General features: G+C 40.5%; 24 protein-coding genes. 1 reads left to right on the top strand and 23 read right to left on the bottom strand.

Translation table 11 applies throughout. From position 1 onward, the window contains the following. Positions 1-279: 279 nt before the first annotated feature. The 12 genes from spoVG to metG form a co-directional block, all read right to left on the bottom strand. A complete protein-coding gene (gene spoVG / locus ACFRAK_RS22745) occupies positions 280-576 on the bottom strand; it encodes a septation regulator SpoVG (protein ID WP_034316332.1) in 297 nt (98 codons plus the stop codon). 189 nt (positions 577-765) lie between these two features. Further along, positions 766-1,140 (bottom strand): RidA family protein, encoded by a 375-nt coding sequence (locus tag ACFRAK_RS22740; protein WP_053537019.1) that lies wholly within the window; start codon positions 1,138-1,140, stop codon positions 766-768. Between the two features lie 13 nt (positions 1,141-1,153). Further along, positions 1,154-1,978: a pur operon repressor gene (gene purR, locus ACFRAK_RS22735; RefSeq protein ID WP_101225907.1), complete on the bottom strand. Its 825-nt coding sequence runs from the start codon at positions 1,976-1,978 to the stop codon at positions 1,154-1,156. 62 nt (positions 1,979-2,040) lie between these two features. Further along, positions 2,041-2,910 carry a 4-(cytidine 5'-diphospho)-2-C-methyl-D-erythritol kinase gene (gene ispE, locus ACFRAK_RS22730; protein ID WP_098372657.1) on the bottom strand — a complete coding sequence of 290 codons (870 nt, stop codon included), beginning with the start codon at positions 2,908-2,910 and terminating at the stop codon, positions 2,041-2,043. A 319-nt stretch (positions 2,911-3,229) separates the two neighbouring features. Further along, positions 3,230-3,406, bottom strand: coding sequence for a small, acid-soluble spore protein, alpha/beta type (locus tag ACFRAK_RS22725; protein ID WP_034316340.1), 177 nt, complete (start codon positions 3,404-3,406; stop codon positions 3,230-3,232). Between the two features lie 149 nt (positions 3,407-3,555). Further along, positions 3,556-3,807 (bottom strand): biofilm formation stimulator Veg, encoded by a 252-nt coding sequence (gene veg, locus ACFRAK_RS22720; RefSeq protein ID WP_034316343.1) that lies wholly within the window; start codon positions 3,805-3,807, stop codon positions 3,556-3,558. Positions 3,808-4,120: 313 nt separating this feature from the next. Beyond that, entirely contained in the window at positions 4,121-4,999 is an 879-nt protein-coding gene (gene yabG, locus ACFRAK_RS22715; RefSeq protein ID WP_387604915.1) for a sporulation peptidase YabG, read from the bottom strand. Positions 5,000-5,200: 201 nt separating this feature from the next. Then, positions 5,201-6,079, bottom strand: a complete 879-nt coding sequence (gene rsmA / locus ACFRAK_RS22710) for a 16S rRNA (adenine(1518)-N(6)/adenine(1519)-N(6))-dimethyltransferase RsmA (protein ID WP_394572551.1) — start codon at positions 6,077-6,079, stop codon at positions 5,201-5,203. After that, the gene (gene rnmV, locus ACFRAK_RS22705; protein ID WP_260288331.1) at positions 6,072-6,635 is read right to left on the bottom strand and encodes a ribonuclease M5; all 564 of its coding nucleotides are present in this window, start codon (positions 6,633-6,635) and stop codon (positions 6,072-6,074) included. The genes rsmA and rnmV overlap by 8 nt, the downstream gene beginning before the upstream one ends. Positions 6,636-6,885: 250 nt before the next feature. Next, positions 6,886-8,040, bottom strand: coding sequence for a ubiquitin-like domain-containing protein (locus tag ACFRAK_RS22700; protein WP_394572550.1), 1,155 nt, complete (start codon positions 8,038-8,040; stop codon positions 6,886-6,888). A 280-nt stretch (positions 8,041-8,320) separates the two neighbouring features. Then, entirely contained in the window at positions 8,321-9,088 is a 768-nt protein-coding gene (locus ACFRAK_RS22695) for a TatD family hydrolase (protein WP_387705485.1), read from the bottom strand. 196 nt (positions 9,089-9,284) lie between these two features. Then, positions 9,285-11,246 (bottom strand): methionine--tRNA ligase, encoded by a 1,962-nt coding sequence (metG, locus tag ACFRAK_RS22690; protein WP_387705483.1) that lies wholly within the window; start codon positions 11,244-11,246, stop codon positions 9,285-9,287. Between the two features lie 630 nt (positions 11,247-11,876). Between metG and ACFRAK_RS22685 the strand changes: the two genes are divergently transcribed. Beyond that, a complete protein-coding gene (locus ACFRAK_RS22685; RefSeq protein WP_048689982.1) occupies positions 11,877-12,161 on the top strand; it encodes a transition state genes transcriptional regulator AbrB in 285 nt (94 codons plus the stop codon). A gap of 46 nt (positions 12,162-12,207) precedes the next feature. Here ACFRAK_RS22685 and rsmI read toward each other — a convergent pair whose 3' ends face one another. The 11 genes from rsmI to ACFRAK_RS22630 form a co-directional block, all read right to left on the bottom strand. Further along, positions 12,208-13,089, bottom strand: a complete 882-nt coding sequence (rsmI, locus tag ACFRAK_RS22680) for a 16S rRNA (cytidine(1402)-2'-O)-methyltransferase (protein ID WP_387604919.1) — start codon at positions 13,087-13,089, stop codon at positions 12,208-12,210. Position 13,090: 1 nt separating this feature from the next. Then, a complete protein-coding gene (locus ACFRAK_RS22675) occupies positions 13,091-13,351 on the bottom strand; it encodes a GIY-YIG nuclease family protein (RefSeq protein WP_387604920.1) in 261 nt (86 codons plus the stop codon). After that, positions 13,338-14,081: a tRNA1(Val) (adenine(37)-N6)-methyltransferase gene (locus ACFRAK_RS22670; protein ID WP_260288325.1), complete on the bottom strand. Its 744-nt coding sequence runs from the start codon at positions 14,079-14,081 to the stop codon at positions 13,338-13,340. Before ACFRAK_RS22670 ends, ACFRAK_RS22675 begins: the two co-directional genes overlap by 14 nt. 173 nt (positions 14,082-14,254) lie before the next feature. Then, on the bottom strand, positions 14,255-14,593 hold the full coding sequence (gene yabA / locus ACFRAK_RS22665; RefSeq protein WP_370662572.1) for a DNA replication initiation control protein YabA: 339 nt from the start codon (positions 14,591-14,593) through the stop codon (positions 14,255-14,257). A gap of 50 nt (positions 14,594-14,643) precedes the next feature. Next, on the bottom strand, positions 14,644-15,474 hold the full coding sequence (locus tag ACFRAK_RS22660) for a PSP1 domain-containing protein (protein ID WP_061440314.1): 831 nt from the start codon (positions 15,472-15,474) through the stop codon (positions 14,644-14,646). A gap of 1 nt (position 15,475) precedes the next feature. Beyond that, positions 15,476-16,480, bottom strand: a complete 1,005-nt coding sequence (holB, locus tag ACFRAK_RS22655; RefSeq protein ID WP_370662508.1) for a DNA polymerase III subunit delta' — start codon at positions 16,478-16,480, stop codon at positions 15,476-15,478. A gap of 8 nt (positions 16,481-16,488) precedes the next feature. Beyond that, positions 16,489-16,929, bottom strand: coding sequence for a YaaR family protein (locus tag ACFRAK_RS22650; protein ID WP_394572549.1), 441 nt, complete (start codon positions 16,927-16,929; stop codon positions 16,489-16,491). A gap of 24 nt (positions 16,930-16,953) precedes the next feature. Beyond that, entirely contained in the window at positions 16,954-17,283 is a 330-nt protein-coding gene (locus ACFRAK_RS22645) for a cyclic-di-AMP receptor (protein ID WP_063235895.1), read from the bottom strand. A gap of 101 nt (positions 17,284-17,384) precedes the next feature. Continuing rightward, positions 17,385-18,026 (bottom strand): dTMP kinase, encoded by a 642-nt coding sequence (gene tmk / locus ACFRAK_RS22640; RefSeq protein ID WP_387604921.1) that lies wholly within the window; start codon positions 18,024-18,026, stop codon positions 17,385-17,387. Between the two features lie 39 nt (positions 18,027-18,065). Continuing rightward, positions 18,066-19,514 (bottom strand): aminotransferase class I/II-fold pyridoxal phosphate-dependent enzyme, encoded by a 1,449-nt coding sequence (locus ACFRAK_RS22635; RefSeq protein ID WP_394572548.1) that lies wholly within the window; start codon positions 19,512-19,514, stop codon positions 18,066-18,068. A 243-nt stretch (positions 19,515-19,757) separates the two neighbouring features. Beyond that, complete coding sequence (locus ACFRAK_RS22630) at positions 19,758-19,976, bottom strand: sigma factor G inhibitor Gin (protein ID WP_141993387.1); 219 nt, start codon at positions 19,974-19,976, stop codon at positions 19,758-19,760. Positions 19,977-20,244: the final 268 nt, after the last annotated feature.

The following is a 20,244-nucleotide window of genomic DNA, read 5'->3' as shown; positions in this document are numbered from 1 at the left end:
GTTCATAAGACGTATGGAGTAAGTGATATCCTCAAATCCCGCTTACGGGAATTTCAATTTCAGGATGAACAAAAAGGTTTAAAAAATAAAAAGGGCGGGTACTTAAACTTTGAAGATATCACCTTTATTTTACAATTTTGATAATTAAAGCAATTGTCTGTGCGATGAGCGAATAGGTTCTAAACTTATCCGTTTATGAATAAATAAAAAAGAGCACTACTTATGAAGTAGGCTCTAGATGCACGAATTATAAATTTAAAGTTTAAAAGTAAGGTTATTTTAAGAAGCACCTGCTCCAGCTTCCTCTAATTCAGTTTCAAGTTCTCCCAATCGATGATATTCTGTCAAGACAGCTTCTTGAATTTTCCCGCGTGTAGAGGAATTGATTGGATGAGCGATATCCCGGAATTCTCCATCTGGAGTTCGTTTACTTGGCATTGCTACAAATAAACCATTGTTTCCGTCGATCACACGAATATCATGAACCACAAATTCATTATCCAGTGTAATTGATGCGATAGCTCTCATACGACCATCCGTATTCACACGGCGTAATCTTACGTCAGTTACTTCCATTTAAGCTCACCATCCCTTTTTGTTGTTGTTAAAACTTAAAGTACATATTCAACAAAAAAACGTGAACTCCTTCTATTATCTGTAATTTTTTTAGAAAATTCAGCCTAGTTTTCAAAAACAATAAAAATCACCCTGATATTACAGGATGATACCCATTACGAATTTCCTAAAAAATAAAAAAACGCCCGTTTATTTAACGAGCGCTACCACTTCTATTTCCACTAGTGCATCTTTAGGAAGGCGAGCAACCTCTACACAAGAACGAGCAGGTTTGTGAGCAGAAAAATATTCTCCGTAAATTTCATTAATCGAACCGAAATCATCCATACTTTTAATGAATACTGTTGCCTTAATGACAGTTTCCAATGAAGCCCCAGCTTCTTTCAATACAGCTTGGAGATTCTTAAAGACCTGGTGTGTCTGTTCCTTTACATCCCCAGTCACCATCTCACCAGAAGCAGTAAGTGGGATCTGTCCTGAACTGAAAAATAACTTATCCACGATCACGCCTTGTGAATATGGTCCGATCGCTGCCGGTGCTTCATCAGTATGTATCGTTTTCATTAAATGATTCCCCCTATTCCTTTTTCGTAAAATAATTCCCACGGCTTACATTGATTTTCTTGTCTCTTTCGACCACCTGCGTCAACTTGATTAATGAAACATAGTCCTCGACAAGGCACTCCTCAGTATGTTCGGATTCGACCAGCACTGCTATTCCGGCAACTGTTGCCTTAAATTCATCCAATAGACTGACCATACCGTTAATGGTACCCCCAGCCTTCATGAAATCGTCTACAATTAATACATTCGAACCTTCAACCAAGCTTCTCTTAGAGAGTACCATAGTCTGAATCCGCTTTGAAGAGCCTGAAACATAATTGATGCTCACTGTAGAACCTTCCGTTACTTTATTATTCCTTCTTACAATGACAACTGGAACATTCAAATAATTTGCCACGGCGTATGCTAATGATATCCCTTTGGTTGCCATTGTCATGATGACTGAGACATTTTTCTTGGCATACATTGAAGCGATTATCCTTCCAACCTTATTCACGGTTTGCGGATGCCCTAAAATGTCTGTCATATATAGATAACCGCCAGGAAGTAACCTTTCGGGACTAGCGATCGTATCGCATAATCCGTCAATGAAGGCATTGGCTTCTTCTTCCTTGATGGAAACAATATATTTCACCCCACCGGCCGCACCTGGAACGGTTGTTAAAGATCCTATCCCCCGTTGTTCAAAGGTATCTTTGATGATTGTCAAATCTTCACTGATCGAGGATTTTGCCGAACTATATCTTTCAGCAAAATAAGTCAGCGAAACAAGTTCCCCTGGATGTTCTAATAAATAATTGGTCATATCGACTAGCCTCTCGCTGCGACGAAATTTCATTGAGACACCCCCTTTGTTAATTCCCGAATATTATATAGCAACTATACCACTAATGTACGTTTCTATTCAAGATTGTTTCGATCACCCAGTAAACGGACTGCATAGACTTGGTCACAAAATCCACGAAGTCCATTATAAATTCTTTGCATGCGCGAATCATGTTCCACCAAACCAAAAACGGTCGGACCACTTCCGCTCATCAAGACCGAATCCGCTCCAAATGTCTTCATTTGATCTTTAATGTTCGCAACCTCTGGGTATAACTGCAATGTCACTTGTTCCAGAACATTACCCAACCCTTCACATACATCGTGATAATTGTTTTCCATAATAGCCGAAATCATTCCAGGTACATCCGGATGCTCCATTTTTGACGTCTGGAGCCTTTTGTATATATCTGCCGTCGATACGCCGATCGTCGGTTTGGCCAAGATGACCCAGCATTTTGGCGGTGCGGGAAGATGCGTGATTTTTTCCCCGCGCCCCCTGGCCAATGCCGTTCCTCCATATACGCAAAATGAAACATCAGAGCCAATTTCAGCTCCTATTTCCGCAAGTTCATCCATGGAAAGACCAAGTTTCCACAGTCTATTCAAGCCTCTCAAGGTAGCTGCGGCATCACTGCTTCCACCAGCAAGTCCTGCAGCCACAGGTATATTTTTCTCTATAGTTATGGAAACACCTTTTTTGATTCCAAAACGTTCCTTTAGAATAAATGCAGCTTGATAAGCTAAATTCCGATGATCATCCGGAACAAATCGATTATGGGATAGAATTTGAATATGATTTCCCTTTATTTCCTTAAGTTCAATTCTATCGGCAAGGTCGACTGTCGTCATGATCATTTCCACCTCATGATATCCATCAGGCCGTTTGAAAAGCACATCCAAAGCCAAATTAATTTTAGCCGGGGCTTTCTCCATAAGCTTCAATATGTCCACCTACTTTAACGTTCTTAAAAGTTCTTGTCCTATTCTATCATATTTGTTTATATTCTAAAGGTTTTTTCATCGTAATTTCAATGTAAAGAAGCTAAGATCACCCTTAGAGGAGAATAGACACATGTAGGCACATTGGGGAGCAGCTGCTTCCTGCATCCCAAAAGACTTGCTACATATCCATATAGCATTCACCGATACATAAAAAACCAGACTCCTTAACTACAATGTAAGCAAAAATGAATGGAGCTATACATTGTATAAAGAGTCCGGCTTCTTCAACATGACGACATGATGCAATTAAGTGTTTGATCTACTCTTTGTTCACTAATTGACGTTGTGCTTTTTCGATAGCAAGCTTTACCATGTTCCCTGCGTCCCTGGCCCGGATTCCTCCCCAGCCTTCTTTCTGGACAACATCGTAAAATCCAAGTTCTTTAGCCAATTCCTCTTTAAGATCATTTGACATAATCCCTTTTTTCCTGCTCAAGCGAAGCAACCCCTTTCCATGCCGTCACATGCCTAGTGTTTGCATCATACGCTATTTCATTACATCCTTTTTAAGCCTTTATTGGTGTTCACAGGTATTCTATACAAAACAAAAGGCAGCAAACAAAGTTGTTCACTGCCTCGTCTAAGTTACATCTCTTGTTGTTTGTTTAAAAATGTTAGTTCCACGGTTTCCGTTAAAACATCCGCATAGCTGTAAGATACTCTTTCAAACGCATTTTCATCTTGGTCGAGCTCAATTACAAAAACAGCCGGATAAGTTTCCGCCAAAGTTCCGAATCGTTCTACAGTCTTTCTTCTTCCACCGTTTGCTTTTAAGAGCAATCTTTTACCTAGGTTTGAATCAAGTGCAGTTTTAATATCAGCTAGAGTTTTTGGCATTTTCGGTCCACCTCACTAAGTTAAGTATATCACAATTTACAAATATACGCAAACAAAATAATAAATTATATCAGCACTTAAAAATGTAGTCAATATATTTTTATCTGAAATTCGGCAAAATCGCGAACAATTTTATTATATCCTGGGAAATGAAAAATTATGTAAACGAACTATTCCATTATCTATTAAGCCGAATTTTCGTAATTAAATCATTACCTACTAACATCACTTAACCAAAAACCGGTTTTTCTGTAACGATATCCGAATTCTTACCCACCAAAAGCAAGCTGCATTCTTTCAAAATGCAGCTCGTTCATTCTTCCTGAAATGGCTTGAAGGGCAACCCGGTCCGTAACACCCCTTTTGTCTCAATTCCCCCCAACCCCTTTTCTCCAGTTAATGTATTCCGAAGGACATCCCATACATGAATATGATCGGAAAAAGGCGTAAAGCTTACCTTTCCGACGATATATACCGGATCAAGAGCATGTATATTAACACGGGAAGGAGAACTTGCAAAATTTGCCCCCGCTTGGATCAGCGATTCAAAATGTGACTGACAAGCCCCGGCAAATATAATCAGTTGGTCTAAATGAGAAACTCGCCTTCGCGCTTCTCTAACCGTCTGCACAAAATCCTTTGAGTGACGGTAGGCATTAATATCGGATATCGGCCCTTTTGATTTTGAATAGGCATCATGGCCGGTGACAACAAGAATGTCCGGTCGATAATGATCCAACAGCCCCCCGATTCTATGGGGCATTTCCTTTTCATTGCAATAGATGCCATTGACCGGAATACTGAATTTCTGATATAGATCCATGCATTTCCTTAAGTAAGAGGCATCCCCATCAACATGGAGGACCCGCCCTGGTATCTGAAAGTATTCACCGCCGTACCGATAACCATTACTTGATTGATAGCCATTTTTTTGTTGTTGCAGCTCTAGATCTTGCGTTAATAAGCGGTAAGATTGTTCTTGAAGTACCTCATTCGACCTTTGTCGATCATTTCTTTCATTATCATTAATGAGCATTAAATCTTGAAAAGGTGCATCTGCAATCAATCGGATATCTTCCCCATAAAGAACAGCTTGACGCCTTCCGTCAATATCACGGATATCGATTACCCGGAACAACACGTCGCATTTATAAGAAACCCGACCAACAATATCGTTTATTTGAATATTCATGGCCTCACCCCATGAGAAGACTTATTTTCAGCCCGCCCTAGTTTATTTTCATTCTTAAGTTATGCGAACCATTCTTGAATGGTGAAAGGCGGGGATTGATTACATTTTCGGATACGCTCCCTCATGGTTGGCCAATTTCATAATAAAAAAAGCCGGAAGCGGGGATTGACCCCATTCCGACTTGAATCTTTCACATTTCCTTTATTTGAAATTCGGCAATAATGCATCACTTAAGCGGCCAAATTCTTTGATGCTCAGCGTTTCCCCCCGTCTGGAAGGATCCACTTCCGCAGCTTCGAGAGCGGCCAGTATATGTTCTTTTTTCGATTTACCATCTGGCAGCTGACTGGTTAAGTTATTTAAAATCGTTTTCCTGCGCTGGGCAAAGCTCGCCCGGGTCACCGTGAATAAGAAATCCTCATCCAGGACCTCGACGATCGGCTTCACGCGCTTTGTAAGGCGGATTACAGCAGAATCAACATTAGGCTGAGGCATGAATACCGTTTTGGGTACTATCATCACTGTTTCGGCTTCAGTATAATATTGAATGGCAATGGATAAAGAACCGTATTCCTTTGTCCCAGGTTTTGCGGCAATTCGATCGGCCACTTCCTTTTGCAGCATGCACACGATGCCCCTAATGGGCAGGTCTTCGGACAATAGCTTTAAAATGATGGGAGTCGTTACATAATATGGAAGATTCGCAACGACCATCAGGTCCGAAAATCCAGAAAATTCCTCGCCGATGACCTTCTTGACATCAGCTTTAAGAACATCTTCGTGAATGATGTTTACATTGTTATAGGGAGACAGTGTATCCGATAAGATGGGCAGCAGACGCTGGTCAATTTCAAAGGCCGCAACCTTTTTGCTGCTTTTCGCTAGTTGTTCCGTCAATGCCCCGATTCCCGGCCCAATTTCAATGGCGCCGCTTTCCTCCGTCAAATTGGCATGTTCGACAATACGTTTCAAGATATTCGTATCAATTAAAAAGTTCTGGCCTAAGCTCTTTTTAAAGGAGAATCCATATTTCTTTAATATTTCTTTCGTTCTGACAGGGGTTGCAATATCCTTATTCATTTTTTTCCTCCTGAATTATCTGTACCATCGCTTTCTCAAAAGCCTCAGTTGATATTTGGAACATTTTTAGTCTCTTATATAACTGTTTACCATTGGTAAACCCGATTTTTAAAATAGAGCCAAGTTTTTCCCTTCGTTCCTTGGCACCGGATCCCCCGATTAAACCGGCATCTATTAAATCTTGCTGTGAAATCTCTTCTGAAGCCTCTTCATCCATTAATTGGGCTTCCTTTAAAGCATTACGAATTGCCTCAGGAGAAGCATGTTCCACACCAATTCCTCTACCTGACTTAGGAAGGGCTTCCTTCTTCGTTAAAAAGGCGTGTTTACAGCCTTTTACTTGTTCTGAAATTATATTCCTGATTTTTTGACCAGGAAAATCAGGGTCTGTGAAAATGATGGCTCCACGTGTCCTTTGTGCAAGCCTCACCTGCTCAATACAAGACTCATTCACCGCGGAACCGTTGGTTTCTATTGTATCAGCATTAACAGCCCTTTTTATCGCTACCGTATCGTCTTTTCCTTCTACAACAATAATTTCTTTAATCTTTTTCATGGTTTCCTCCATACAGAAAAGCGCAAGCGCTTTGATTAGCTCTTGGATAAACGTAGCCGGTCCCCCGTAAAATTTTTTGGATAGAGAATCCAGTCAAGATCATTTATGAAGTTCACACGCACATATTGAAATCTTATGGAATAATGAAACGTCTATCTTATTAAAACAGTTTTACATAGGGTTTTTCAACAAATGGAAAATAAAACGCAAAAAACAGGAGACGAATTCATCTCCTGCGAGAGAAACCTTATTAGTCCAATACACGAATCTTTACCCTCTTTACACCCCAGCGATAAGCATCATTCTTCGAGGAAAAGAAGACGTCAATCCTATTTCCCTTTATGGCTCCGCCTTTGTCAGCAGCTACTGCATAGCCATAGCCATCCACATATACTTTCGAGCCCATAGGAATTACGTTTGGATCGACAGCGATGATTTTCGCACCCGGATTGCTCTTTAGATCCACGCCTGTGGACGTGACACCGGAACAGCCCTTACAACTGGCAGTATAAGCTGTTGATGATACATATATTTCTTTTCCACTTGAAGAACTAACGTTAGTTACTCCGCGTGATGCTTGGGCAACCGTCGTTCGAGTTCCGACCGTTACAACTTTATCCTGCTTTTTATTAACCACTTTTTCTGAAAGTAATTCTCTTTTAACCTCTTTGCCATTTTCTTTAATAACTTCATATTCTTTGGAAATGAGTCCGTCTTTTCCTTCTGTGACAATTTTCTCTTTCCCTTTTGATAAAGAGTCATCTTTTTTAGTTATGACAGCAAAGTCAACTGGTTCTTCCACTACATCGGTGACTTTTTCAATTCGAACTACGTTTACCGTATTCTCAGCTTCAACTTTTTCGGTTAATTCTGGCTCAACACGATCCAAATCATTGAGTTTTACTCCTTGTTGCTTTAAAAAGTCAGCGACAGTAGCCGAAGTTGACCATACCTGCTTTTCGTCTCCACCTACCACTAATTTCAGTGAAAAGGCTTTGTCTATGGCAACTTCCATATTCGCTTTCAGCTTCGTATTTTTCGAAGGGGTGATCTTATCCTGTTCCTTCACACTAAGATTTTGGTCTTTTAAAAGTTCGTCTACCGTATCGGCGGTGGACCAAACATCCTTCGTCTTACCATCCTGTACCATGACGATTTTTTGTGCAGGCTTCCAAACCACCTCTAAATCATCATCTACCTTGGTGGTTCTAGATGGATGGACGTAGTCTGCGGCTTTAACGGTAATCTCTAAATCTTCCAACATATCATTTACAGTAGCCGCGTGTGTACGCACTACCTCTTTTTTTCCGTCTAGCATGATTGTAACTGTATCCTTTGTTCCTTGATATATCAGTATTCCCAATGCTGTAGAAACAAGAATAGCACTGAAGATGGCAATTGCCATTCTCTTCTTCCCAAATGGTCTGGGAATAAGGTTTTTCATAGTTTTTAATAGGATGAAAAACTCCTCCTTCCTCCCGGTGATTATATAGACTTAGTTATCAAGCTGTCAACCCATTCACTTCTCATTTAGGAAATTACTACCTATTATGCATATTTCACCTTGAAAAGGAAAGGGCGACTTCTCGACATAATAAGCCTATGGTTGGAGTGAAATTTGTAGAAACCTTAGAAAAAATTCAATTTTAGCTAGTGAACCCCGGGAGATATTGTAAAAAAAAATGTCAGTTAATGCCGAATAATTTCTTGGCATTTTCCGTTGTTGCCTGGGAAACTTCCTCTAATGTGAGTTGTTTGATTTCTGCAATTTGTTCAGCAACAAGTTTCACATACGAAGGTTCATTACGCTTCCCTCTATAAGGATGGGGAGCCAAGTATGGACAATCGGTCTCTATCAGTAAACGGTCTAAAGGTACGGATGCTGCCACTTCCTTTGGTTTTTTTGCATTCTTGAAGGTCACAGGTCCACCCAATGAAATATAAAAGTTCATATTGATGCATTCCAAAGCCGTTTCTGCACTTCCGCTAAAGCAATGCATGATGCCTCCAACCCTTGATGCCTCTTCTTCCTTGAGTATGTTCACGATATCCGCGGTCGCTTCCCGATTATGGATGATAATGGGCAGCCCCACCTTTTTTGCCAGTCGGATTTGCTTCCTGAACACCTCCATTTGAACATCTTTCGGTGATTTATCCCAATGATAATCCAGACCCATCTCACCAATGGCCACAACCTTTGGATGATTGGATAATTCCTCGATCCATTGTAAGTCCTCTTCTTTCATATCTATAGCATCCACAGGATGCCATCCGACCGCGGCATACATGAAATCATAAGCTTCTATTAATTCCATTGCCCTTATAATAGTGGGCCGGTCAAAACCAACGACTACCATATTATTGACTCCTGCTTCCTTAGCTCTGTCTATTACGTCCTCGAGATCCTCGTTGAATTGTTCCGCATTAACATGTACGTGTGTATCAAATAACATTATTTTTCTCCCTTTCTAGCACTATTTTATTAAAAAATGAAAGTTTTATGTTTCACATTTAGGTAACAAAAAGATTACAAAGGCTTCTATATGCCCAAATGCAGAACCTGAACCTGTATTAAATTACTTTTTCCAAAAGCATAAAGAAAAAAACATAAAAATGTTTCATATGAAACACCTTTATGTTTTCATCGGTTTATTTCACCTTTGAACCATTAGGAATCGATGAATCTATTGTAGCGACTGAGAGCACTCCATCTTGGCTTCCCGCCAAAATCATTCCTTGAGAGAGCTCGCCACGAAGTTTAACAGGTTTCAAATTTGTTACGCATATCACTTTTTTGCCTACTAAATCTTCAGGTTTATAGTGCTGTGCAATGCCTGATACGACTTGACGTTTCTCATAACCCAAATCAAGCTGAAGTTTAAGAAGCTTATCCGCTTTCTTTACAGGCTCAACTTCCATGACCTGAGCAACACGAAGCTCCACTTTTGTAAAGTCATCAATAGTGATTTCATCGACTTCAGGAATCGTCTCTTCCACTTTTTCCTCAGCCTTGGGGGCGCCGCCCTGCATTTGATCTTTAATATATAAAACTTCCTCTTCCATATCCAGACGAGGGAAGATCGGCTCTCCCTTCAAGACTTTTGTTTCAGCAGGAATTTGACCGAATTCCGCTAAACTGTCCCAGGATTTTAACACATCATCTTTGATGCTAAGCTGAGCAAAGATTTTTTCTGGTGTTTGCGTCAAGAACGGTTTCAAAAGGATCGCCGTCCTGCGCAATGATTCCGCCAAATGAACCATGACACTAGCAAGGTCTTCTTTCCTTGATTCATCTTTAGCAAGAGTCCATGGCTGGGTCTCATCAATGAATTTATTAGTTCTGCTCACGAGTTGCCAAATGGATGTTAGTGCAACTGAAAATTCCATGTTTTCCATGGCTTCCTCATACTTGCCTACCGTATCTTGGTTCATTTCAAGCAAAGCCTTTTCGAATTCGCCATTGGATCCTTCGTAGTTAGGAATCACACCATCAAAATACTTATTGACCATTGCAACAGTTCGATTTAATAAATTCCCTAAATCATTTGCCAGGTCAAAATTGATCCGCTCCACAAACCCTTCCGGTGTAAATACTCCGTCTGAACCAAATGGTACTTCTCGCAATAAGTAGTAGCGTAAAGAATCCAAACCGTAACGATCAATCAATGTAACGGGATCCACTACGTTCCCTTTTGATTTGGACATTTTACCATCTTTCATGAGAAGCCATCCGTGGGCAAAGACTTTCTTTGGTAGCGGCACGTCAAGAGCCATTAACATGATCGGCCAATAGATTGTATGGAAACGAACGATTTCCTTTCCTACCAAATGTACATCGGCAGGCCAATAATTCAAGTATTTAGAGTCATTATCCGTTCCGTATCCTAATGCCGTTATATAATTGGTCAATGCATCAATCCATACATAAATAACATGCTTTGGATCTCCCGGCACCTTGATGCCCCAATCGAAAGTAGTACGGGAAACGGCCAGATCTTCCAATCCAGGCTTGATGAAGTTATTGATCATTTCGTTTTTGCGCGATTCCGGTTGAATGAAATTCGGATTTTCCTCATAAAACTTCAGTAACCGATCCGCATATTTACTCATCTTGAAGAAATAAGATTCCTCTTTCACCTTTTCAACGGGCCTACCGCAATCAGGACAATTTCCATTGCTTTCTTCCACCTGACGTTCCGTGAAGAAAGATTCGCAAGGTGTACAATATAATCCTTCATATTGGTCCAAATATATATCACCCTGGTCCAATAGCCTTTTGAAAATCTTGGCTACGACCTCTTTATGGCGATCTTCCGTCGTCCTGATGAAATCATCATATGAAATATCAAGCTTTTCCCAGAGCTCTTTAATCCCTGATACGATATTATCTACATATTGCTGAGGAGTGACTCCTTCTTCAGCCGCTTTACGCTGGATTTTTTGACCATGTTCATCAGTTCCAGTTAAATACATGACATCGAAGCCACGCATCCTTTTATAACGAGCCATGGCATCCCCTGCCACTGTCGTATACGCGTGCCCTATATGTAAATTACCACTCGGATAATATATGGGTGTCGTGATATAGAATGTTTTTAATTTATCTTGCACTTCGTTCCCTCCTCATCATTTGAAAAACCGGCTATAGGACTCGCCCAAGCCATAAGAATATATTTTAAGCTATTATCTCTATTTTAACGCTATATACAATTCTGTGCGACAATAATCACTAATCTAATCATCATGTTAATAGAATAAAAAATAGAAGTAAATTTTCATTTTAACAATAAGGGGACTGGAAGTGAACTTCCCTTATGACAGCATTACCTCTTATCTCAACAAAATATACCTAAATTTCTTTTTTTGTGCAACAACTCACATATTCGTAAACTTTTTCAGAAGATTATCCTTAATTCAGAACTTTTGTTTTGAAACTAATTTATATTTAATCATATAATAGTGAAGTGTGTTTTTTATATGCATACTTTGTCGAAATGTGGTGAAGTGAGTAGTCCTCTGTTTCCTGCTATTTCTTCATTTTTAATGATATCCAATTTTTTCTCTTTAAAAGCCTTTTTGTTACACGAAAAGAGCCATGCTATTTCTTACAAAAAAATGAAAATAAATCATTGACGAATTTGGGAATGGCTGGTATTATAAATTTATAAAAAAATTTGTCGAATAATGGCGAAAAAAATAGAAATAGGGTACTAGATTGTAACTGAGAGGAGAATTTTTTAAATGAAATCTACAGGTATTGTTCGTAAAGTTGATGAGTTAGGCCGGGTGGTTATTCCAATCGAACTTCGTCGTACATTGGGTATCGCTGAGAAAGACGCTCTTGAAATCTATGTTGATGATGAGCGCATCATCCTGAAAAAATACAAACCAAACATGACTTGCCAAGTTACAGGTGAAGTTTCCGATAACAACCTTACACTTGCTAATGGTAAATTGATCCTTAGTCGTGAAGGTGCAGAATTACTTATTCAAGAAATTCAACAAAACTTCACTGCTTCTAAATAAATGATAAAAAAACTTCCGGTCTTCGGAAGTTTTTTTATGTTTATTATTATTTTATATCAATGTGATACGCCTGATATACATCACGTTTTTGCATATTGCGATCTTTTGCGACCTGCTTGATTGCATCCTTAGAGGTGAATTGCTTGGTTTCCATATAATGATTAACATGACCGACGATGTCATGGGCCGTCCACCAAGCTTCTTCAGGTTCATCTTCCGACCATTGCCCACCTTCAATTATTAAACAGAACTCACCGCGAATTTCTGATTCCATCGCCCACGTCAAAGCTTCACTCACAGTCCCTCGAATGAACTCTTCAAATTTCTTGGTTAACTCGCGGCATAATACTATACGGCGGTCACCTAAAATTTCATGCATATGTTTCAATGTTTCTTTCAATCGATGTGGCGATTCATAAACGATCCAAGTCGATTCCATTTTTTTTAATTTTTCCAGCTCCTGCTTTTTTTCTTTTGCTCCCCGTTGTAGAAAGCCATAGAAGTAAAAAGGCTGCGGAATCAGTCCTGATGCGATCAATGCAGTTAAAGCAGCATTGGCCCCTGGCAACGGGATAACTTTAAACTTTTCGGCAATGGCCTCTTTGACCAGTTCATATCCCGGGTCGGATATCGTCGGCAAGCCAGCATCACTTACCAATGCGATGACCTCGCCGGATCGAAGCCTCTCTAGCATTTGCTTCCCGCTATATTCCTTATTATGTTCATGGTAACTGACGATAGGTGTCGAAATTTCAAAGTAGTTGCATAATTTCTTCGTATTTCGCGTGTCCTCAGCAGCAATGACATCCGCTTCCTTCAAGATTCTTAAAGCCCGGAAACTCATATCCTCAAGGTTTCCTATCGGTGTAGGAACCAGATATAGAGCTGGCTCCAATCCTTCTTTTTCAAAACTCTTTTGCTGCCACATATCATGTTTCCTCCTTTGCCATCCACTTTTGCTTTTGTTTTCTTGTTAATTGCTTAAACTTATATTCAGCCTGCATGGCCAATGTCCGTGTTTCGAATATTTCATGATAAATCAGTTCAACCGGTGCCCGGCCTCGTGTATACTTTGCGCCCCTGCCATTATTATGAGCATCAATCCTGCGGTGCAAATTATTCGTATACCCTGCATAATAGCTGCCGTCCCTGCATTTCAAAACATAAAAATAATGTTTATTCCTCTCCATATAGAATCCTTCTGATTTCCGGATTATACTCATTTTGATCATTATATACAACAAGCGGAGGAAGAATCTTCAAATCAGGGTTGCCGTCCTTTATCCCTTCTATAAGAATCGTATTCGCTTCTTTTGAGCTCTTAGGATAAACGAATTGAAGCCGCTTCGGTTCTATTCTGTACATCCTCATGAAATGCAGGATATCCATCAGACGGCCCGGTCTATGAACGAATGCAGCTTTCCCACCTTGACGCAGCAGCTGGCTTGTAACACGCATGACGTCCTCAAGATTACACATTATTTCATGTCGGGCAATTGCAAAGTGCTCATTTTTGTTAATTTCCTCGATGGATGGTGTCGGGAAATAGGGTGGGTTGCAAGTTACGACATCATATTTGCTATACCCTATCTGTTTTGGAATTTCCTTTATATCCCCATGAATCATCTCGATTTGGGAGGACACGCCATTATAGTCCATGCTTCTCTGGGCCATGTCATATAACCGCTCTTGTATTTCAACACCGGTAATTGTCCCTTTCGTTCTTGTACTCAACAGCAAGGGTATGACCCCATTACCTGAGCAAAGATCTACGATTTTCCCTTTTTGGATCGGTACATTTACGAACCTTGATAATAAAACGGCATCTAATGAAAAAGAGAACACCGATGGGCTCTGGATGATCCTTAAATTCTCAGCCAATAGATAATCCAGGCGCTCATCGCCTTTAAGTTCCACCATTGCTGTTACCCTCCTAATCATGTATCGAAAAAGCATGTGTAGGGACCATGCTTCTACATTACTATCGTACAAAAAGGGGTCTGACTCATAGTATGCGTCAGACCCCGAATCACTATATATTGTAAACGGTCTATCTATCACGTAAAAGAAACATCTTTTATATTATTCCTTTATCACTTCTTGTTTAAAAAAGATAAACAGAACAGGCAATCCCCTTCTTTTCGTAAACTGCCAAAATGCAGATTGCAAATATGAAAGCCTTCTTGATAGATACGAGCTAAATTATCATAGCCTTCCCCGATATCCATAACCTTGTCCGTACTTGCGGTACGGTTTTTCACTTTTTGTTTGACCTTTACTGCAGCAGGCGCACTTTCGACTTCCACAAGGCCCAACCGATGGCGCAAATGCTCTTTCTCCAGCTTGAGAGACTGATTTTCCTCCAGGATTTCAGCTAAGTTCTGCTTCAATTCTCCAAGCTGCTTATATAATTGGCCTATCTGGGTTTCCATATTGGTCACCGACTCAAAAATATCTTTCTTATCCACGCTCTCCCACCACCTTAATAATCTGTGGCTTGAATAGAAACGGCTCCCTCTTTTAGAATCTCATCTAGAGTATACTCTAATACTCTTTCTTGCTCGATTAGTTCAATCTGAAGTACGCGTTCTAGAATATTAAGCCCCACTACCTTGCCTTTGCCACCAGGCGTATTAATCATTTCACCTAAATCAGGAAGCATTTCCTTCGCACTTTCATACTCATCATTTTCATATTTCAGACAGCACATCAATCGACCGCATAAACCTGAGATTTTTGTAGGGTTTAATGATAAATTCTGATCCTTCGCCATTTTGATGGAAACCGGTTCAAAATCTCCAAGAAATGTGGAGCAGCAAAGCATTCTGCCACAAGGTCCGATGCCACCAAGCATCTTTGCCTCATCCCTTACCCCAATTTGGCGCAGTTCTATGCGAGTTCTGAATATGGCAGCTAAATCCTTGACTAAATCACGGAAATCCACGCGACCATCCGCTGTAAAATAAAACACGACTTTATTTCTGTCGAAAGTATATGACACATCAACCAGCTTCATATCCAGCTTATGCTCCACAACCTTTTGACAACATATAGAGTAAGCCTCTTCTGCAGCCGCCTTGTTCTCGTCTACAATCAGCTTATCTTTTGCATCAGCGACCCGAAGTACTTTTTTCAATGGCAGGACAACATCGTTTTCATCTACTTGTTTTCGGGCTGTAACGACTTTACCGAATTCAACACCGCGGACAGTCTCCACTATTACAAAATCGTCCTTAGGAATAGCGAATTCACCCGGATCGAAGTAGTATATTTTGCCCGCCTTTTTAAAACGGACACCTACAACATCATACAAATCATGATCCCTCCTGCAAATTCAGCACAAGCTGTTCCATCAACAGCTGTGGATTCGTGTTGGACATCAGCTTCCTTTTTGCTTCCAAAATGCAACCCATATGTTCAGCAAGGCGTCTTGGGGAAAGATGAAGAGCGTGAGTTTCAAATTCCTTCAGTTTATTTTGGAACACAACGAAGTCCTTTTTGTCCAACTGAATGTATAATAAATCCTTATATATAAGAAGTAACAAATCAAGACCTCTGTCAACCTGTTCTCTTTCTTTAAAGTGTGTGAACCAATCCGTCTGAAGGTACAGCAATGCCTTCAAAGAATTAAGTTTTAACACTTCATATAATTTTACCACTATTTTTTGAGCTTGTACAAACCATTCATCATGACTAAGCCCGATTCCAGCTTCCACATTCTGTGTTATGTGTGCAATAACCGAAGCCAGCTGTGGTTCTACATCCTGTTCCATCAGCTTCCGTTTCACATTCTCAGGAGATAATGGCTTGAACGAAATCACTTGGCATCTTGATAATATAGTCGGCAGAATCCTCTGAAGCTGTTCGGTCATCAATATTGCTACAGTATCAGCTGAAGGTTCTTCTAAAAATTTCAATAGACTGTTGGCTGCCCCCACCGACATTTTGTCGGCATCGGCAATCATATAAACCTTCCGATCCGCCTCTACGCTTTTTTTCGAAAATTCTTCCTGAAGCCCCTTGATTTGTTCTTTCTTTATTGAGAGACCGTCTCTTTCTATTAAATGGACATCAGGATGATTCCCACTTGAAATCCGTTTGCAATTCCGACAAAGTTCGCATGGCTCATAACCTGCTGTCGGGGCTTCACATAGTAAGCTTTTTGCAAAGGCATTGCTTATCTCTTGCTTACCTGTCCCTTTTTCCCCTTCAAATAAATACGCATGGGCCACCCTTTTCTTCGTTATGCTATTTTGCAGCATCGTCATTACCTGCGGCTGAATTTGACTCATGTCCCGCCATGTTTTATCCAAAACCATCAACTCACTTAAGTATATAAATTAATCAGAAGACCCTTAATTTCGCCTATCATTTCCAAAATTTCAAGCGAGCTTTTCTCTTTATTAAGAATTTCCTCACTTAACTCAACTAATCTTACATCTATCGTTTCCACGGTTTTCAACGGCCTGCTCTGTCCATATTCATTCCAGCTCGTGGATTGCTTCAATTCCAATCCATATTCAACCGCTTCTTTAACAAACCGTTTCACCAATGCTTTATATTTTGCCAATTCCCTAAAAGTGCGTGACCTTACTAAACGCTGACCCGCCCCTTCAATATCGCCTAACAGACGGTTTAATGTTTGGATTTGCATCTTTTGATCCTGTGTCTGGACCATTTGTTGAAATCTTCCATTTCCGGTTTGAAACTGTTTGGCATCCTGACGCGATTTATCCAGCTTTATAGGGCTATCATAGTTGATTTTCATAATGAACCTCCCTGAAACTAACCGTTAAAATTGTAAAAAGTTTTCAACTGGCAGAACAAAAATGGTCGCACCGCCTACTTGAATCTCCACTGGGTAAGGTACATAGGATTCGGCATTCCCGCCCATCGGTGAAACCGGTGATACTAACTGGGATCGTGACTGACAATTCTGTTTGATGATCTGGATTGCTTTGTCAACACGTTCATCCTCTGTGCCAATCATAAAAGTTGTATTGCCTGATTTTAAAAACCCGCCAGTGCTGGCTAGCTTGGTCGTTCCGAAATTATTTTCCACTAATTCATTCAGCAGGCGATGACTATCCTTGTCTTGAACGACAGCAATGATCATTTTCATTCTCATCATCCTCCGGTTACTCTGAATTTTTACTAACTCCATTATAGCAACTAGTCCTTGTCTGGAATAGTATTGGTTGAATAATATGGAAACCTGTATATTTAGTTTCCTGCTTTCGCTAAAAATTTCAGCAAATTGGCTTTCGTTTCCTCAAAAACTTCATCTATTGTCCGGGCTGCATCCACGATAATGAAACGGTCTTTCCATCTATTTATAATGAGCTGATACCCCTCACAAACTTTTTTATGGAAGTCGAGGGCTTCAAGATCCAGACGGTTCACTTCCCGTTCCCCATTGGACTGGATACGTCTCAATCCCACTTCCGGGTCTATATCAAAAAAGAACGTGGCATCTGGCATCATATCTCCAATTGCGAATTTATTGATATTATAAACTTCTTCTATTTCCAAACCCCTTGCATGACCCTGATAGGCTAACGAGCTATCTATGAATCGGTCACAGAGGACAATTCCTCCTCGTTCCAACTCAGGCATGACCACTTCCACTAAATGCTGACGCCTTGCTGCTGCGTATAATAAAGCCTCTGTTCTCGAGTCCATGGCTGTATTATCTTTATTAAGGATCACTTCCCTAATTTGCTCTGAAATGGGAACACCCCCTGGCTCACGCGTTAATAGGACTTGATAGCCTTCTTGTTGCAGGGCCTTGCCAAGCATTTGGGTAATTGTTGTTTTCCCGGCACCCTCAGGCCCTTCCATTGTTATAAAAATACCACGTTTCATCGATGTACCTCCAAGATTCTTTGTTTGTAGTATATCATTTTAATGCCTGCTTTCATAAACGATCAATTCTCCGTTTGAAAGGGAGGAACCGCCATGAAACCTTGATCCCAGTTCTCGCAGTCTTCTCAGGTTGTCTATATGCTCAGGAGTAATCATTTCCCCGGACATAATTAAAGGGATGCCTGGCGGATAGGGAATGACCATCTCGGCAGATACCTCACCCACTGCTTCCCGTAATGTGACAGGCTTTGATTTACTATGCTTCATGACGGAGTATGGTATTTCAAGTCCTGTCATTGACCTTCCATCAGTCCATGGGGCCCCAAGTTCTGATTCCTTACTTCCAGTTCTGTCTTCAGTGGCTCTTTTTATAGTTTGAACGATTTCATGAAAAGGAAATTCGGCACCCATTTTTAATAAGGGTAAAATCATTAATAAATTATGAGGATCAGCCAATTCCGTAAAAATGCCTTTGGCTTCACATAGCTGCTGTAATTCAAACCCGCTTAATCCATTTGTTGATTGAATGACCACTTTCAACGGGTCTGCCAAGGTGCCTTGTGGCGCCTCCAGCACCCTTACTGTTTGCAAGGCACCTAATTCCCCTCTGAAGTCTGATATCTTTTCAATAAGGGATATTTTATCTTCTGATGTAAAAGCAGCTAAGTAGGCCCTGGCCAAGTCGAGCGACCCCATAATTGGGTAAGATGGACTGCTCGACTGAAGCATTTGTAAATAAAATGATACTTGATCGACATCAACTAAGGGTGAATTCACATGAAGAAAAGACCCCATCGTCATAGCCGGCAGTGTTTTATGCGCTGAATGGACAACGGCATCTGCCCCTGCCAAAATTGCCGGCTTAGGAAATGGGCTTCCCAACTGAAAATGAGCGCCATGTGCCTCATCCACCAGCACAGGAATCCCCTTTTGATGTGCGAGTCTTACCATTTCCGTCAAGTCTTCACCAAGACCATAATAATTAGGATAGGTAACAATGATGGCTTTTACATCTGGATGTACACTCAAGGCTTCTGCGATTAATGTTGATCCCACACCGCCAGCAATGCCCCATTTCTCATAATAGGCTGGTTGTAAAAAGATCGGTTGTACATTCGCTAACATCAATCCATGTAAAATCGATTTATGGCAGTTTCTTTGGACAAGGACCTTATCACCTTCCCGGCAGGTAGCAAGAATCATGGCAATGTTGCCTACGGTGGACCCATTAACCAAAAAATAACTCCGCTTTACCCCATATAGGTCAGAGAGTAGTTGCTCGGACTGTAAAATGGCGCCCTCTGGCGCATGCAGATCATCTAAACCGCTTATCTCCGTGGCATCAATACCAAGAATGAGGTTATATAAGGCTTGGCCCTTTTTATTAAACACCCACCCATTTTTATGCCCTGGGACATGAAGAGATATTGGCCTTTTTTTATGAAAAGCACTCATTGCATCGAACAACGGTGTCTGTGATTGATTCATTTTTCTCTTCCCTCATATATCATAGTATTTTTTCATTTTATCAAATAAGTTCAATTTTATCTCATATTGCGTCGGCTTAAAGGCAATTATGCGTTTCCGAACATGTCGGTTTTGGGGGAACAAACAGTAACATGGGAGCATGTTGCCAAGCATTCTTCTAAAGTACCAAAAAAAGAATCAGAGATTAAAGAAACACATCATTTCTTTTTTCTCTGACTCTTTAACTTTCCACATACTATTTTTTCATGATAATATTTCAGGATTAGTGATTTTTCTTAATTGCTTTAAGTAATATTGGTACTTGGGATCATTCGTATCCGTCCTGATCATATCCCTTTCGCATTCCTCACAAATAAAAGTCGTATATAGATGTATACCCATCCCTTTTATTTGTTCACAAACCGCGCACGTTTCCCCTGCCGTTGTTTTGGTTGTTGTTGTCCCCAACATCTCCACCTCCATACCTGCATTCTCCCCAAAAACCATTGTTCGCATACATTAACTTAAATAGTTTAAGAGAACCGGGGATGCTTTTAACAATGTATGATGAAGAATTTCAATACGTGTATGTCTTTATAAAAGTTTCCTTAATTGATAATCCTTTTATATCCAATGATTATTCTTTGCATTATGCAAAAAAAGACCAGCCGGATGGCTGATCTTTTTAAATGGCTTGGCGGCGTCCTACTCTCACAGGGGGAAACCCCCAACTACCATCGGCGCTGAAGAG

It is taken from the genome of Peribacillus sp. NPDC056705, assembly GCF_043656335.1.
This window is presented reverse-complemented; position numbering and strand designations above follow the sequence as displayed.

Bases quoted from the DNA above. Each gene is read 5' to 3' on its own strand.
- spoVG (WP_034316332.1), bottom strand. From the start codon at position 576: ATGGAAGTAACTGACGTAAGATTACGCCGTGTGAATACGGATGGTCGT.
- ACFRAK_RS22740 (WP_053537019.1), bottom strand. From the start codon at position 1,140: ATGAAAACGATACATACTGATGAAGCACCGGCAGCGATCGGACCATAT.
- purR (WP_101225907.1), bottom strand. From the start codon at position 1,978: ATGAAATTTCGTCGCAGCGAGAGGCTAGTCGATATGACCAATTATTTA.
- veg (WP_034316343.1), bottom strand. From the start codon at position 3,807: ATGCCAAAAACTCTAGCTGATATTAAAACTGCACTTGATTCAAACCTA.
- yabG (WP_387604915.1), bottom strand. From the start codon at position 4,999: ATGAATATTCAAATAAACGATATTGTTGGTCGGGTTTCTTATAAATGC.
- rsmA (WP_394572551.1), bottom strand. From the start codon at position 6,079: ATGAATAAGGATATTGCAACCCCTGTCAGAACGAAAGAAATATTAAAG.
- rnmV (WP_260288331.1), bottom strand. From the start codon at position 6,635: ATGAAAAAGATTAAAGAAATTATTGTTGTAGAAGGAAAAGACGATACG.
- ACFRAK_RS22700 (WP_394572550.1), bottom strand. From the start codon at position 8,040: ATGGCAATTGCCATCTTCAGTGCTATTCTTGTTTCTACAGCATTGGGA.
- ACFRAK_RS22695 (WP_387705485.1), bottom strand. From the start codon at position 9,088: ATGTTATTTGATACACACGTACATGTTAATGCGGAACAATTCAACGAG.
- ACFRAK_RS22685 (WP_048689982.1), top strand. From the start codon at position 11,877: ATGAAATCTACAGGTATTGTTCGTAAAGTTGATGAGTTAGGCCGGGTG.
- rsmI (WP_387604919.1), bottom strand. From the start codon at position 13,089: ATGTGGCAGCAAAAGAGTTTTGAAAAAGAAGGATTGGAGCCAGCTCTA.
- ACFRAK_RS22675 (WP_387604920.1), bottom strand. From the start codon at position 13,351: ATGGAGAGGAATAAACATTATTTTTATGTTTTGAAATGCAGGGACGGC.
- ACFRAK_RS22670 (WP_260288325.1), bottom strand. From the start codon at position 14,081: ATGGTGGAACTTAAAGGCGATGAGCGCCTGGATTATCTATTGGCTGAG.
- yabA (WP_370662572.1), bottom strand. From the start codon at position 14,593: ATGGAAACCCAGATAGGCCAATTATATAAGCAGCTTGGAGAATTGAAG.
- holB (WP_370662508.1), bottom strand. From the start codon at position 16,480: ATGGTTTTGGATAAAACATGGCGGGACATGAGTCAAATTCAGCCGCAG.
- ACFRAK_RS22650 (WP_394572549.1), bottom strand. From the start codon at position 16,929: ATGAAAATCAACTATGATAGCCCTATAAAGCTGGATAAATCGCGTCAG.
- ACFRAK_RS22645 (WP_063235895.1), bottom strand. From the start codon at position 17,283: ATGAAAATGATCATTGCTGTCGTTCAAGACAAGGATAGTCATCGCCTG.
- tmk (WP_387604921.1), bottom strand. From the start codon at position 18,026: ATGAAACGTGGTATTTTTATAACAATGGAAGGGCCTGAGGGTGCCGGG.
- ACFRAK_RS22635 (WP_394572548.1), bottom strand. From the start codon at position 19,514: ATGAATCAATCACAGACACCGTTGTTCGATGCAATGAGTGCTTTTCAT.
- ACFRAK_RS22630 (WP_141993387.1), bottom strand. From the start codon at position 19,976: ATGGAGGTGGAGATGTTGGGGACAACAACAACCAAAACAACGGCAGGG.